This is a genomic window from Rhizobium tumorigenes (assembly GCF_003240565.2).
Taxonomy (GTDB): Bacteria; Pseudomonadota; Alphaproteobacteria; order Rhizobiales; family Rhizobiaceae; genus Rhizobium; species Rhizobium tumorigenes.
The window spans coordinates 222,439-236,835 of the sequence record NZ_CP117256.1; the positions used below are offsets into that span (position 1 = coordinate 222,439).

Below are 14,397 nucleotides of genomic sequence, written 5' to 3' on the forward strand. Positions count from 1 at the left end.
GCGCCTGATTTTCGACCTTCGTCAGCAACGACTACCTTCTGAAGAAGTAGCAGCCCCGTCGCCAGCCGGAAAGTTGCTCGATATCCCGGCTGGCGCCACCTCAGATCACAGCGCAGACCGTCTTGGTTTCCAGGTAGTTCTCCAGGCCCGGCGCGCCGTTTTCGTAGCCCCAACCGGATTCCTTGTGGCCGCCCTTCGGCAGTTCGGGCGAGAAGTACGAATGGCAGTTGATCCAGACGGTGCCTGAACGGATCCGCGCGGAGAGCCGATGGGCAGAACCGAGGTTCTCCGTCCAGACGCTGGCTGCAAGCCCGTAGGGCGAGTCGTTGGCAAAGGTAATTGCCTCATCGGCGTCATCGAACGGTGTGACAGTCACCACGGGACCGAAAATCTCCTCCCGCATCATCCGCATGTCCTGCCGGACCCCCGTCATGACCGTCGGCCGGTAGAAGGTCTGTAACTCTCCGTCCTGCGCGCCACCTGTAACGATCTCGGCGCCTTCGCTGGCGCCCTCGGTCACATAGCGCGCGACATGATCGGCCTGACGGCGATTGACGAGGGGCCCGAGGTCGACCTCCGGATCCAGGCCGTGGCCGAGCCGCAGCTTGGCCGCCTCCTGCGCCAGCCCTTCGACCAGTTGCTGATAGATCGAGCCATGGGCATAGACGCGCGAGCCGGCGACGCAGACCTGTCCGCCATTGGCAAAGATGCCCCGCGCAATGCCCGGTATGGCCATCGTCATGTCGGCATCCGGCATGACGATGGCCGGCGACTTGCCGCCGAGCTCGAGTGTCAGCTTCTTGAGATTGCCCCGGGCGGCTCCGACGATCAGCTTGCCGACTTCGGTCGAACCAGTAAAGGCGACCTTGTCGACGCCGGGATGGCTGGTCAGTGCCGCACCGGCCGTCTCGCCGAGGCCGGTGACGATGTTGACCACGCCGCGCGGCAGCCCGGCCTCGAGCATAAGTTCCCCCAGCCGAAGCGTGGTCAGAGACGTTTCTTCCGCCGGCTTCAGGACGACCGTGCAGCCGGCAGCCAGCGCCGGGGCGAGCTTCATGGCTGCCATCAGCATCGGCGAGTTCCACGGCGTGATGGCGGCGACGACTCCGATCGGCTCGCGCGTCGTATAGGCGAATATCTTCTTGCCCGGCGGCTGGTAGCCGATCGAGGTCGGGATCGTCGTGCCGAGGATCTTGGTGGTAAAGCCGGCGTAATAGCGAAACTGCTCGGCCGAGGCGGGGATCTCGCCCAAGCGTCCAGTCTTGAGAGATTTTCCCTGGTCGAGGGTCTCGAGTTCGGCAAGTTCGTCGACATGGGCATCGATGAGATCAGCGATCCGCCACAGCAATTTGCCCCGCGCCGACGGCGTCATGCCGCGCCAGGCATCCCCTTCGAATGCTCGCCGTGCCGACGAGACGGCGGCATCGATATCGGCTGCTCCTGCCGCCGCCAGTTCAGCGAGAGACTTGCCGGTGGCTGGGTCGAACGTCTTGAACGTGGCGCCGGAGGCGGCCGCGACCCACGCGCCATCGATCAGCAGTTTCTTTTCTGTTTGTGCCAGAAAGCGTCGTGCGCCTTCGCTGGCGGGCTCGAAGATGCGAATTGGGATGGTCATGGGTGTGGATCTCCCGGCCCGTGGGCCAATTGAGCAGCTTCAAGCCGCGCCGATGCGTTGAGCGCACCGCGAATGATCGAATGATAGCCGGTGCAGCGGCAGATATTGCCCTCGAGCGCAGAAAGAATCTCCGCCTCGCCAGCAGCCGGCAGGTCGATGAACAGTGCCGTCAGGGCCATCAGGAAGCCGGGCGCGCAGTAGCCGCACTGGAAAGCATTTTCTTCGGCCAGCGCTGCCTTCACGACCCGCGCGATCTCGAAGGCATCGATCCCCTCCGGCGTGACGATGTCTGCATCCGGCAGCTGCCATGCCATGACCAGGCAACCATTGACGGCAAGGCCGTTCATAAACACGGTGCAGGCGCCGCATCGGCCGATGCCGCAGGCGATCTTGGTGGCGGTGAGACCGAGTTCGTCGCGCAACAGTTCGGCTAGCCGCATATCCGGCGGCACTTCGAGGGCGACCGTTTCGCCGTTGAGGCGGAAGTTGACGTGCGTCGTCGCCACGGTGCTCATGCCCGCCCCGCCATCGCATCGAGGATTGCCTCCGGGGAAAGCGGCAGGCTGAGCGGCCGGTGGCCGATGGCATCGGCAACGGCATTGGCAATCGCCGGCGCGATGGCGCCGATGCCGAGTTCGCCGGCCCCGCGCGGCCCAAGCTCGTCGCCCGCGTCCAGATCTTCCAGTGCATAGACCGACATTACCGAAGCACTGTCCCTGATGCCGGGCATCATATAGCTGTCGAAATTGCCGTTCACGTTGGTGGCGTCGTGCATCATGGCGTCTTCCGTCAGCGTAAACCCGAGCCCCTGGATGGCGCCACCCTCCATCTGACCGAGATAGGCGGCGACGTCGATGACCGGGCCTGCCGCCGTGTGCTGCCTGATCTCCATGACACGCACGCTGCCGGTCACGCGGTTGACGGCAACCCGCACCAGACATGCCCCGAAGGCGAAGATGTAGCGGGCGTTGCCTGCCTCGTAGTCCGTCTTCGGAAAGTCGAAGGCGACCGTGGCGCTGGGCAGCGCGTCCGGCCCCAGCGAGCGGGCCAGCTCACGGTAGGTGAGGAGAAGGTCCCCGCTGTTGCTGCCGGCGTCGGCAAAGCCACAGGGTGCAAGCCGCAGGCTCATTGCCGGAAGTCCGATTTTCAGTCCGGCGGCCTCGAGCAGCTGTGGCGCCAGCAGCGCGCCGGCGGACTTGGCCACCTGCCAGACGACATAGCCGCCGCGCGATGCCGTGGTCGAGCCGGAATCGGGCGCAAGGTGGGTATCTCCCGTCACTGGCAGGACATCGTCGCGCCCGCAGCCAAGCCGGTCGGCAACGGCTGCCTTGATCGATGTCGGCAGGCCCTGCCCCATTTCATCGAGGCCATAGGCCGCTTCGATGAAGCCGTCTTTGGAGAGGGCAAGCCTGCCGCCGGCCGGGTCGGGAACCAGCGAGCCGAGACCATTGCCCTGATAGTTCAACGCCATGCCGACCCCAACGATCTCCTCGGGCCCTACCCCGCCCGCCTCCTGCCACAGAGGACTTGCGGCAGCGGCATCCAGCATCTCGGACAGCCGCTCTGAGGTAGACACAATCTGGCCGAGATAGCCGGGCGCGCCGGGCTGGCGCAGATTGCGGCGACGGATGTCGACCGGCGTCAGGCCGCAGAGGTCTGCCAGCAGATCCATCTGACACTCGATCGCATAGGTCATCTGGTTGGCGCCAAAGCCTCGGAATGCCCCGCAGACACCATTGTTCGTATAGGCAAGGCGACCGCGGGTCTCAACGTTATCTATGATGTAGGGTCCTGCCACATGTTCGAGCGCGGTCTCAAGAACGCCGGGACCGAGCGATGCATAGGCACCGGCGTCGGAGAGGACATCGACCTCCTGGGCGAGCAGCCGGCCATCGGCATCACAGGCGGTGCGCATTCGGATCGTCATTGGATTGCGCTTGACGCCGGCAACGACCGATTCTGCGCGCGATAGGTGGATGCCAACCGGCTTCCCGGTTTTCTCGGCAAGAAGCGCCAGTGCCGGCTGCACCGTCAGTTCGTCCTTGCCACCGAACGCGCCGCCCGTCGGGCTGGTGACGACGCGGATCGTCTCCTCCGGCCGCCCAAGAATTCGCGCAAGTTGCTGGCGGTCGCGAGCACCGTGCTGGCCGCCGGCGAAGATCGACAGAACGCCACCCGCCTCCACCTCCGCATAGCCGCCTTCTGTTTCCATGAAGCCATGCATCTGCCGGGGCGTCGTATAGACGCGCTCGACGATGTGGGCGGCAGTGGCAAAGCCTTGCACCACGTTGCCGCGTGAAAAATGCAAGCTTCGCTGGAGATTGCCGCCCTCGTGCACGGCGGCCGCATCATCGGCTAGAGCCTGCAGCGGATCGGTGACGAGTGGAAGTGCGGCATATTCGACCTTGATGAGATCGAGCGCTGCCTGTGCCGTCCTTTCGTCGACGGCGGCGACAGCCGCGACCGCATCGCCCTTGTACCTCACCTTGTCGAAGCATAGTGCTGGTTGATCCTGTACGACGATACCGAAGGCGTTGACACCATTGATGTCGCGATGGGTGACGACGGCAGCAACCCCCGGCAGAGCCTCTGCATCGCGCGTGTCGATCGAGACGATCCGGGCGTGGCCGACGCCAGCGCGCAAGATCCGCCCGACCAGCATGCCGGACATTCTTCGGTCGGTAAGGTAGGCCAGCTGGCCAGCGATCTTGGCCTCCACGTCCGGGCGCGTGTGCCAGCGCTGCGGCTGGTCCCTCCGGCTCAGTCGAATTTCTGCTACGAGCGGCGGCGCTTCCAGCCGGCACCTGCGGGATCGTGCGGGCAATTCGGGCAGCCCGGCCAGGCCATGGACCAAGGCATTGGCAGCGACGTGGCGGCGGTAGCGGCCAGATCGAAACATATCATCGGGAGCAGATATTTCGTCTATCAACCGGGCGTGCAGCGCGTCCCAGTCGACATCGGCCCAGGCGAGACCCCCGAGGCTCGCCTCTGTTGCAACCAGGCGTGTCGGCGCCACGATGCCACCGCCGACAGCAAGCCGCACGGTTTCGATCCTGCCATCCGTTAGTCCGATAAGGCCGGAAATGCCAATGACACTCGGAGTGAAGGCGGCGCGCAATCCGATTTTTCGCGTGGTCCAGCGAAAGACAGGGAACGTCTCGGGAAGGATGACGGCCTTGATTACTTCATCCGGAGTGGCGGGCTGCGATAGCCAATGGCGGAGGCTTTCGCGCCCGGTGCCGCCTGTGCGGGCGATTTCCAGGCAAGCATCGAGCGCCAGCATGGGCGGCAGCAGGCAGCCATTGCGGCCGGCGATATTGCCGCCGATTGTGCCTATATTGCGCACTGCGGGGCCCGCCACCGATGCTGCCGATACCGCGAGCATCGCCAATCGCTCGGCAACCAGCGGATCCCTCAAGAGTGCCGACAGCGGCGTAAGGGCTCCGATGCGGATGATCTTGTCGTCGAGCGAGATACCGGTCATCTCGCCTATGCGCCCGAGATCGATCAGTCTTGCCGGTTTCGCCGCACTTTTTGCCCACTCGAGTTGCAGGGCCGTCCCGCCGGCGACGAGACGCGCATCCTCGAAATCCCGCATCATGCCGAGGGCATTCCCGACGGACGCCGGATGGAGCACGGTGAAGTCGGCGCGGGTCATCGTCAGCCAGCCCCCATCGTTGTGCCGAAACGGATACCCTTTTCCTTCAGCCAGCGGCGGTAGGCGACGGAGGAGCTGTCTGCGCGGGTCGGGATTTCCTGGCGCGGTTCCAGTGGCAACAGAAGCGGCCGCTGGTTCTCGACGACGATGCGATCCTGCAGGAAAATGATCTGCTCGAAGTGTAGCAGCGAGGTATGCGTCGAGGCGTTGTCGACCAGATACATGACGGGCTGGGCGCGACAGAGCCCCTCTTCCATCGGCTGGATGAACAGCGCAATGGCGTCGAGCCGATCCGGCGCTGTGGGGCAGACGCGGTAGAGCATGACGCAGAAAGGCGTGGGCACGCGGTAGGTCAGTTGCACGAAGGTGCCTTCGCTCTCGGTGGCAGCAATGCGCGGCTGGAAGAAGGTGCAGTTGGTCGCCCAGACCTCGTCGACATCGCGGCGGACCTCACTCAGATAGCCCGGCACTTCGGTGTGCGGTTCCGAACCGAGGATGTCTGTGTGGACGAACGGGAAATGTGCCATGTCGAGGAAATTTTCGACGACGCGAAGGCCTGATGCCCGCATCCTCACCCAGCCGCAGGGTACAAACCGGCGATCGGTCTCCGAGGCTTCCGAGATGTCGAAGATGTCCCTGTTCGGATGGCCGAGCGTCGTCCAGACGCAACCGTATTTCTCCTGCGCAGGCAAGGGGGCGTCAGACGCCACGCCGGAATGCACTTCGCAAATGACGATCCGCCCGCCTTGCTGGCGCACGATCTCGATGTCCTGCCCGAGCAACCGCGTCCGCACGGGCACTCCGGTGACGTCCGCTGCGGTTTCGACAGCGTACCACTCGTCCAGTGCAGCCCTGTCGGATGTCTTTGCCATGGAGGCTCCTATTCAGCCTTCGTCCACTGCGCCGTGCCGCCGGCGTTCTCTGCCAGCCATGCCGCACGGCGAGCAAAATGCGGCGGTGCGATGCGGTGGATCTCGGCGATGATTGCCTTCATGTCGCCGGTCTTAAGCATGCCGTCCTCGACTAGGATCTTGCCGTCGACCATCGTCATGCTGACATCGCCGCCGCGAACGGCGTGGACGAGGTTGTGCTGAAGGTTGAAATAGGGGTCTTCACCGAAAACCGGCGTCATGCGCGGCGTATCGGTGCGCACGGCGATCAGATCCGCCCGCTTGCCCGCTTCCAGCGAGCCGATCTCGTGATCGAGCCCGATGGCGCGTGCACCTGATATCGTCGCCATGCGCAGGACGTCCCAGCTATCCATCGCGGCCGCATCGAGATCCTTCAGCTTGCCGAGCAGGGAGGCGACCTTCATTTCCTCGAACATGTCGAAGTTGTTGTTTTCCTTCTCGCCATCCGTGCCGATCCCCACCGGTACGCCGGCTGCCAGCATATCGCCAACGAGGGCGATGCCGCTTGCAAGCTTCATGTTGCTGACCGGGTTATGGGCGATGGAGACCTTGTACCTCGAGATGAGCTCGATCTCTGCCGAATCGAGCCAGACCCCGTGGGCGATCATGGTGCGCGGTGCCTCGAAGAAGCCGAGCTCTTCGAGCGCAAACATCGGCCGCTTGCCATAGCGCTTGCCGAACTCTGCCAGCTCGATCTCCGCTTCGCTGCAATGGGTGTGAAAGCCGGTGTCATATTTTTTGGCAAGGGCGATGGCGCGTTGCTGGCCTGCCTCGTCGGCATAGAAGAGGTGTTCGAGCCCGACCCATACGTTGATGCGCCCATCCGCCTTGCGATGCCAGGTCTCGATCATCGCCTCGTTCATGTCGAGCGTGTCGAAATAGTTATATTCCGGGTGCTCGCCGACATAGGGCACGGCCACGAGCCGGTTGCCGATGGCGGCTGCAGCCTTTGCGCTGCCGTCCATGTATCGCCACATGTCGACCACGGTCGTCGTGCCGCCGAGAACAGATTCCGCGTAACAGAGCCAAGACGCCGCCTCCGCCTCGTGCGGCTGCAGCATGCGGTGCATCGGGTTGATATGCAGGGTCAGCCAGTCCCAGACGGGCAGGTGCTCCGCCGTGCCGCGCAGGAAACCGGAATGGGCGTGGGCATTGATGAGCCCGGGCATCAGGACGGAATTCTCGATCTTTCTGACGGACACCTCCGGATGTTCGGCCACGAGTTCGGCAAGCGGCGCCACCGCCTCAATGCGTCCGCCGTCGATCAGTACGGCACCACCCGTCACGACGCGATTTGCCGGATCCATGGTCAGGAGATGGTCGCCGGCGATGATCTGTCTTGCACTTGCCATGATGGGTTCCAATTTCGTTTATCCGGTCCTGCACCGAGGGCTCAGGTCCCGGTCGCAGTGAGCAGGAAGTCGGCCGCCCGCTCGCCGATCATCGTAACCGGCGCGTGGGTATTGCATGTCGGGATAATGGGGATGACCGAAGCGTCGGCAATCGTCAGCCCGGCGACGCCCATCACCCTCAGCCTGCTGTCGACCACAGCCATCTCCCCGCTGCCCATCGCGCAGGTTCCGCAGACATGGAAAAAGGTCGAGCAGGCGTTGCGGATGTAAGCGATGATGTCCTTTCGGCCGAGCATCGCCGGCGGGGCTGCGTATCCGCCGAACCAGTCCGCATAGGCGGGCGTTGCCGCGAGCGCCATTATCGTTTCCACCGAAGTGACGAGGGCGTCGAGATCACTCGGTTCAGCGAGGTAATTGGGCTGGATTTCCAGCCCGCCGCCCGGCTCCGGGCTCAGCAGCCTCAAATAGCCGACGCTCTTCGAGCGCATCAGCCCGCAGCCGATCGAAAAGACGTCACTGGGAAGATCATAAAGTTGACGAATGCGCGGTTCGGCGCTGTTGCCCTGGACGGGAAAGGCGTGCAGGTCGGCTTGCGGCAGATGAGCGCTCGACTTCCAGTTCATCATCGTGCCGCCGCCATTGCCGATCGTCGGCCCAAGCGGCTGCCTGGCGCGAAAGACGCAGGCCTGCACCAGCGGATGATCCTGGAGGTTGCGGCCGACGCCTGCAAGTGCGGCACGGACGTCTATCCCGAGCCGCTTCAACTCGGCGGGATCGCCGATGCCGGACATCATGAGCAGACGCGGCGTGTCGATCGCTCCAAGGGCGAGAACGACGCCGGTCGTTGCTTCAGTCTCGTGCGGACGGCCGTCGACCAGATGGGTAACGGAAACGCACCGGCCGTTTGCGATCCCGAGGCGGATCGCGAGCGAATTTGTCACCACTGTCAGCCGCTCGTTGTCGAGCACCGGCTCGAGATAGCCTTTCGCCGAACTCCAACGCTTGCCGCCGGATATGTTGAAATTGGAAACGGCAGCACCCTCGTTGTCGGGGCCGTTGGGATCGTCGATGACGGGAATGCCGAGCGCCCGGGCGCCGTCGAGCATCGCCGCGGCTGTCGGGTGCAGTGTCGCACATCGCTCGATGCGCAACGGGCCGCTTGCACCGCGCAGGTCCGATGCACCGTCCTCCCAGTCTTCCGAACGCTTGAAGAACGGGAGCATGTCCTTGAAAGACCACCCCTTTGCGCCGGCAGCTTCCCAGGCATCGTAGTCCATCGGATGGCCGCGATACCACATCATCGCATTGACGCTGCTGGAGCCGCCGAGCACCTTGCCGCGCGGAATACCGATGACGCGATTGTTGACCGCAGGCGTCGGCGCGTAGTCGTAGCCCCAGTCGTAGCGGCTGCGGCCGAGCGGCACCCAGGACGCCGGGTCTTCAATTTCGGGAATGCCGAAGCCCGAGCTTCCGGCTTCGATCAAGAGCACGCTCGCGTCGCTGCCGTCGATCAGACGCCGTGCCACCGCGCAGCCGCCCGACCCCGATCCGACGACGATATAGTCGTAGGCTCTGGAAAGCGGCTTCTGGGGAATGGCGATGGCGGACATCGAACGATATTTCCTGTTCAGTTGTGCTCGCTGGGGCCCATGATGACGATGCCTTCGCTCGCCTCGACATGGCGGACGAAGATGTATTTGTCCTCCCGGCCATCGCTGTGCTTGCGTTTGATGTCCGGCTGCACCGTGCCGGCAACCTTGGCGACGATGACATAGGGGGCGTGGGCTGCAAGCCCTGCGGCGCAATGGGCGTCGAACTCTTCCACGTCGCGTGCCGTGAAGGCATTTTCGATGCCGCAGCCGCGCGCGATGGCAGCGATATCGACACGTCCGAAGGCCGTATGCGTCGGCGGTCCGCCGATCGACTGGTAGATCTCGTTGTCCCAGACGACGACGAGGAGGTTCTTCGGTTGCTCGTTTCCGAGCGTCGCGAGAATGCCGAGGTTGAACATCATGCCGCCGTCCGTATCCAGCGAAACGATGCGCCTGTGTGGCAGGCCGGCGGCAAGCCCGAAGGCCTGGGGCGTGACGCAGCCGAGCTGCTGTTGGAAAAGGCTGGCTTCCCGCATATGCGGCGCCGCGTTGTACCATTCGTCGACGCTGCCACCGAGGGAGAGGATGACGAGCTCATCCTTCAGCCGGGCCGAAAGGGCTTTCATGCAATCGAAGCGTTTCATCGGACGATCTCCCCGCCAAGCGCGATTGCCGAATGGTAATAGGCCGCATAGGACCACTTGAAGGCGTCGGTGATGGCCCGCTCGATCGCCTCTTCCTCGCGCACGATCCGGTACGGAATGCGCAGCGCGTCGAGCACCGGCTCCATGGTTATGCCATGGGGGATCGCCCACCAGTTGTTCTCGCCGAGCTCACCGCGATAGCTCATCAGCATGACGACCGGGATGCCGGCACCAAGGCCCATGCGCGCCAGGGGTTCGACAGACGCCCTGAGCCCGGAATTTTCCATCACCAATGCTGCCCGTTTGCCGGACAGGAAGACCCCGCCACAGATCGCGGCGCCCTCCCCCTCGTTCGTGACGCGGATCGTGCGGATATCGGGATCGGCATCGAGCGCCGGGTAGAGCTCCTTGAAAAGTGAGTCCGGCAGGTAGCAAACGACGCTCACGCCGGCCTTTTTCAGGCCACGGATGACAGCGTCAACAGCAGATTTTTTCATCGGGCATCCTCTCTTCCCGGTCAGGGTGACAAATGCCGGATGTTCCGAATAGGGTCTTATTTTCGATCCATACAATGCGCCAAAAGCAACATGTCATCATGTTCGATCTTCCGATCCATCAAGCGACTGCGCCAGAAGCCTGCCCATCGCCGAGGCGGCGTCCGACATTTCCTTCTCCGAGCGCGAGAGAAGCATCAGCTTGCGCGGATTGACCTTGGCGTCGTGCAAGGGGACGAACGTCAGCGTCCCATCGGCAATCTCCTGTTCGATGCCGACACGGGTCTGCAGCACCGTGCCGAGGTCGCGCTTGGCAAGATCGATCATGAGCCCGATGGAGTTGGTGCGCGCGCGGGGCGTGAGGTCGACGAAAGATCGGCTGAAGGCATCCTCGACCCAGGCGCCGAGCGTCAGGCTGGCGTCGGACAGGATGACCCGTTCGCCAGCAAGGTCGAACAGCTTCAGTTCCTTCTTCTGCGCATGAGGGCTATCCGGGAGCGCCAGTACGCCGAGCGGCAACAGCACAGTCGAAATGCGCCGCACATTGCGCGCCACTTTGGCGTCGAACACGACAGCAAGATCGCATTCGCCAGCGGCCACGGCATCGGCGGCCTGCTGCGATCCCATCACCCTGACATCGACGGAGATCTCCGGGTGCCGCTTCCAGAATTCCTGCAGGGCGTCCGGCATCAATCCCCGCGAGACGCTTTCGATGATGGCGACGGAGACGGTACCGCGATGCAGTCCGTTGAGATCGTTGATCTCGGTGCAGGCGCGCTTCAGTTCCGAAAGGCTGAGACGGGCGTGATAGAGCATCAGTTCACCGGCGCTGGTGAGCTTCAGCCGCTGGCGGACACGCTCGAAGAGAGGCGTGCCGAGCTCTTCCTCGAGCTGCTTCAGGATACGGCTGATCGAGGACGGCGCGACGTTCAGGGCCTGGGCTGCCTGGCGAATGGAGCCAAGACGCGCCACGAGCTGAAAGTAGTGGAGACGGGTGGCCACCAGCCCGAGCCGAAATGGATCCATCATGCCAACATGCCCATAAGCCGCGCCTTTCCGCTCTCAGTGATAATCGGGAATGCCGGGCATGGTCAGGAAGCCCTTGAGCGAGCGGAAATGCCGGATCCAGCGTCGCAGCGCCGGGAACTCCGCGTGATCGACACAGAAATCGCGGCTGAGGGCGAAGGATGGGAAAAGCATGAGGTCGCCAAGCGTCGGACCGCTGCCGCAAAACCACTCCAGTCCATCGAAATGGCGGATTGTCATATGGTCGTCCATGATCCGGAAGGCTTTGCGGGCCGAGGCGCGAAGCGTTGTTTCGTCACCGGGCGTATCGAACAGCGCCTGTAGCCGGGCCGCCACCGCCGGGCCAAGGGCAGTGTCGCCAAAGCCGACCCATCGGACGACGTCGGCGAAGGCCTTCGGGTCGTGCGGCAGCCACTGTTGCGCCGCGTCGTGCGCCCTGGCAAGATAAAGAAGAACGGGCGCCATGCCGTAAACGACGAGATCGCCATCCTTGACGACGGGAAGCGTCCCGAGCGGATTGAGAGCCAGCATGGCCGGTTTCCCGTGCTCCTGCCCTGGAAACATGTCGATGGCCACGGTCTGCCAATCCAGCCCGAGCATGGATAGCAAAAGACGAGCGCGGTAGCTGTTTTCGTCGAGTTCGTAGCCGTAGAGGGTGATTTCCGGCATCAGGCCATCTCCGCCGTTTGCTCGAGTTCGAACCGCATCTTTTCCATTAGGCGGGCGTGGTGCGCCTGCCTGCCGCTTGCCTGCGGGGAAAGAGGGCCGAGAATGACACCGTGAATGGCGGTCTTGTCGGGGGAGACTCGCTGGACGGCCATGAGCAGCCGGTCGCCATCCGCCGCCAGCAGTCCGGTGTTGGCATCCAGATGTTTCATTCCCGCCTGATCGAGCGCCGCGAGCACATCGCTGATCGGACAATCGACATAGAGGCTGCGGACGGGCGCGAATTCTGCGGCACCCACGGCATCCGGCAAAACGGCCTCGCTGGATGCCGTCGCCCAGATGATCCCGTAGTCTTCCCGCGCAAGATATGTCGGCACCTTGATGGTCAAAGGCACGTCCAGCGCAGGATGGGCCGGGATGTAGCGGCACTGACCGGCAGCATCATACTGCCAGCCGTGGTAGAGGCAGGCAATATGGTCGCCGCGCACGAAACCGAAGCTCATCCGCATGCCGCGATGCGGACAGCGATCCTCCCAGACATGGACGATGCCGCTGCTGTCGCGCCAGACGACGATCTCCTGCCCGTCGACGACGGCACCCGCCGAGGTTCCGGGCTCGATCGAGGACGAAAGCCCGACCGGCACCCACCCTGCTTCCAGTCTCATGATCCGCTCCTCTTCATGCCGCAGCATGTCGCTCGATATCCAGGATGATGCAGTCGTAAGGGCCCAGGCTGCAGGCCATCTCGAACGCATCGACGAGATCGCCCTGACCGCGAACCGAAAGAGTGGCGGCTGCACTGTCGCAGGCGCCGAAATCGATGTCGAGATCCAGCTTGCGGGCGCGATGCGTGGCAAACTCCGTGAAGCTGTCGCAGATCATCTGACCGCGAAAGATAAAGCTTGCCGCTTCGATCATCGCTCGACCTCGCTCGGGCAAGCGCCGCTCTGCGACCTCCCTAGTGCCTTGACCTGCATGAAAATGACCCGTCTTGCATAAATTTTCATCGCGCCTTAGTTTTGTGCATCCTATCCGGTTTTTGCCGGAGAGTTCAAGTCGGTTTGGTGACGGAGTTGTTGCCTTTTGCGCCTGAGCGCCTTCGAAAAATTGGCACTATTCCGAACAAATGCCGTCTGACACTGTGATTGCCGATAGCGTCTTGCGCGCTTGAGATGGACGAAACCGCGCAGATCTATGCCGCTCCAGAGCCGTTTTCGACCGGGAAGTTGGTCCTCGTCATCTGGCACAGTTGTTGCGTCGCATAAATCAACGCTGGCCGAAGCCGGCTATAAAGGGGGATACCATGCTGGACTTGCGTACGCTTTCAAGACGCGGATTTTTGAACATGAGTGCCGCTGGCGCCGCCTCGCTGATGCTGCCGACAGGCTTTGCCAGCCAGGCACTGGCCGCCTCGGCATTTCCCCCGATCAAGGAAGAAGACGCTGTTGTCGGTTTCGGCCATGTCGGCCCTATCTCCGACGAGGGATGGACCTGGTCCCACCATCAGGGTCTCCTGGCCGTTAAGAAGGCCTATCCCAAACTCAAGAAGGTTCTCGAGGTCGAGAACATTCCCTACTCGGCCGACGCCACACGCACCTATCGCCAGTTCGTCAGCGAAGGCGCCAACATCATCTTCGATACGTCGTCCAACGGCGATTTCCTGCATGGGGTGGTCAAGCGCGCCACCGACGTCGCCTTCATGGAATGCGACGGCCGCGTGACGATGGACAATCTCGGCTGGTACTACCTCGCCCACTGGTATCCGACTTATGTGATCGGTGTTGCCGCCGGCCATCTGTCTAAAACCGGCAAGCTCGGCTACATCGCCTCTTTCCCGGTCGCTTCCGTCTATGCATCGACCAACGCATTCCTGATGGGCGCTCGCAGCGTCAACCCGAACGCCGTGTTGCAGACCATCGTCATCAACTCGTGGTTCGACCCGCAGGCAGCGACGCAGGCCGGCACGGCGTTGATCGACAACGGCTGCGACTTCCTCTTCGGTATTATGGATGAGGCCGGATATCTCCAGGTCGCGGAAAAGCGTGGCGTCTGGGCGGCGATGTGGAACACCGACATCCGCCGCTACGGCCCGAAATCCTATGTCTCGTCCGTGCTGATCGACTTCACCAAATTCTATGTCGACCAGGTCGGCAAGCGCCTCGCCGGCACCTGGACGCCGACCGAGCAGCTGTTTGCCATGGGTGCGGGCGTCGATCGCGACAAATGGGGCGAAAAGGTTCCGACCGACGTCGCGGCGGCGGCCGACGCAGTCCGCCAGAAGATGGTTGGCGGCTGGTCCCCGTTTACCGGAGAGATCAAGGATGCAAGCGGAAAGGTACGTGTTGCTGCCGGCCAGACGATGACCGACCTGGAACTCTACAACTGGGACTGGTCGGTCGAGGGCGTCTCGGGCCTTTCCGGCTGATCCCGGTCGACAAC

Annotated in this window: 13 protein-coding genes; 1 reads left to right on the forward strand and 12 read right to left on the reverse strand. The window is 63.2% G+C overall.

Going from position 1 to position 14,397, the window contains the following annotated elements; all coding sequences use genetic code 11:
• Nucleotides 1-100: 100 nt before the first annotated feature.
• The 12 genes from PR017_RS18845 to PR017_RS18900 all read right to left on the reverse strand — a co-directional run bounded on the left by PR017_RS18845 (nucleotide 101) and on the right by PR017_RS18900 (nucleotide 12,876).
• A complete protein-coding gene (locus tag PR017_RS18845) occupies nucleotides 101-1,615 on the reverse strand; it encodes an aldehyde dehydrogenase family protein (protein WP_111222297.1) in 1,515 nt (504 codons plus the stop codon).
• Nucleotides 1,612-2,130: a (2Fe-2S)-binding protein gene (locus PR017_RS18850; RefSeq protein ID WP_111222298.1), complete on the reverse strand. Its 519-nt coding sequence runs from the start codon at nucleotides 2,128-2,130 to the stop codon at nucleotides 1,612-1,614. The genes PR017_RS18845 and PR017_RS18850 overlap by 4 nt, the downstream gene beginning before the upstream one ends.
• Nucleotides 2,127-5,273 carry a molybdopterin cofactor-binding domain-containing protein gene (locus tag PR017_RS18855; RefSeq protein ID WP_111222299.1) on the reverse strand — a complete coding sequence of 1,049 codons (3,147 nt, stop codon included), beginning with the start codon at nucleotides 5,271-5,273 and terminating at the stop codon, nucleotides 2,127-2,129. The genes PR017_RS18850 and PR017_RS18855 overlap by 4 nt, the downstream gene beginning before the upstream one ends.
• A 2-nt stretch (nucleotides 5,274-5,275) precedes the next feature.
• Complete coding sequence (locus tag PR017_RS18860; protein ID WP_111222300.1) at nucleotides 5,276-6,145, reverse strand: aromatic ring-hydroxylating oxygenase subunit alpha; 870 nt, start codon at nucleotides 6,143-6,145, stop codon at nucleotides 5,276-5,278.
• A gap of 8 nt (nucleotides 6,146-6,153) precedes the next feature.
• Nucleotides 6,154-7,536 (reverse strand): amidohydrolase family protein, encoded by a 1,383-nt coding sequence (locus tag PR017_RS18865; RefSeq protein WP_111222301.1) that lies wholly within the window; start codon nucleotides 7,534-7,536, stop codon nucleotides 6,154-6,156.
• Between the two features lie 41 nt (nucleotides 7,537-7,577).
• Entirely contained in the window at nucleotides 7,578-9,146 is a 1,569-nt protein-coding gene (locus PR017_RS18870; RefSeq protein WP_111222302.1) for a GMC family oxidoreductase, read from the reverse strand.
• A 17-nt stretch (nucleotides 9,147-9,163) separates the two neighbouring features.
• Entirely contained in the window at nucleotides 9,164-9,772 is a 609-nt protein-coding gene (locus PR017_RS18875) for a thiamine pyrophosphate-dependent enzyme (protein ID WP_111222303.1), read from the reverse strand.
• Complete coding sequence (locus PR017_RS18880) at nucleotides 9,769-10,269, reverse strand: thiamine pyrophosphate-binding protein (protein ID WP_111222304.1); 501 nt, start codon at nucleotides 10,267-10,269, stop codon at nucleotides 9,769-9,771. Before PR017_RS18880 ends, PR017_RS18875 begins: the two co-directional genes overlap by 4 nt.
• Nucleotides 10,270-10,365: 96 nt before the next feature.
• On the reverse strand, nucleotides 10,366-11,295 hold the full coding sequence (locus PR017_RS18885; RefSeq protein ID WP_240539142.1) for a LysR family transcriptional regulator: 930 nt from the start codon (nucleotides 11,293-11,295) through the stop codon (nucleotides 10,366-10,368).
• 33 nt (nucleotides 11,296-11,328) lie between these two features.
• Nucleotides 11,329-11,961: a glutathione S-transferase family protein gene (locus tag PR017_RS18890; RefSeq protein ID WP_111222305.1), complete on the reverse strand. Its 633-nt coding sequence runs from the start codon at nucleotides 11,959-11,961 to the stop codon at nucleotides 11,329-11,331.
• Nucleotides 11,961-12,623: a Rieske (2Fe-2S) protein gene (locus PR017_RS18895; protein WP_111222328.1), complete on the reverse strand. Its 663-nt coding sequence runs from the start codon at nucleotides 12,621-12,623 to the stop codon at nucleotides 11,961-11,963. The genes PR017_RS18890 and PR017_RS18895 overlap by 1 nt, the downstream gene beginning before the upstream one ends.
• Before the next feature lie 13 nt (nucleotides 12,624-12,636).
• Nucleotides 12,637-12,876 carry a hypothetical protein gene (locus tag PR017_RS18900; protein ID WP_240539143.1) on the reverse strand — a complete coding sequence of 80 codons (240 nt, stop codon included), beginning with the start codon at nucleotides 12,874-12,876 and terminating at the stop codon, nucleotides 12,637-12,639.
• A gap of 385 nt (nucleotides 12,877-13,261) precedes the next feature.
• Here PR017_RS18900 and PR017_RS18905 point away from each other — a divergent pair, with 385 nt between their 5' ends.
• Nucleotides 13,262-14,383 carry a BMP family ABC transporter substrate-binding protein gene (locus PR017_RS18905; RefSeq protein WP_111222306.1) on the forward strand — a complete coding sequence of 374 codons (1,122 nt, stop codon included), beginning with the start codon at nucleotides 13,262-13,264 and terminating at the stop codon, nucleotides 14,381-14,383.
• Nucleotides 14,384-14,397: the final 14 nt, after the last annotated feature.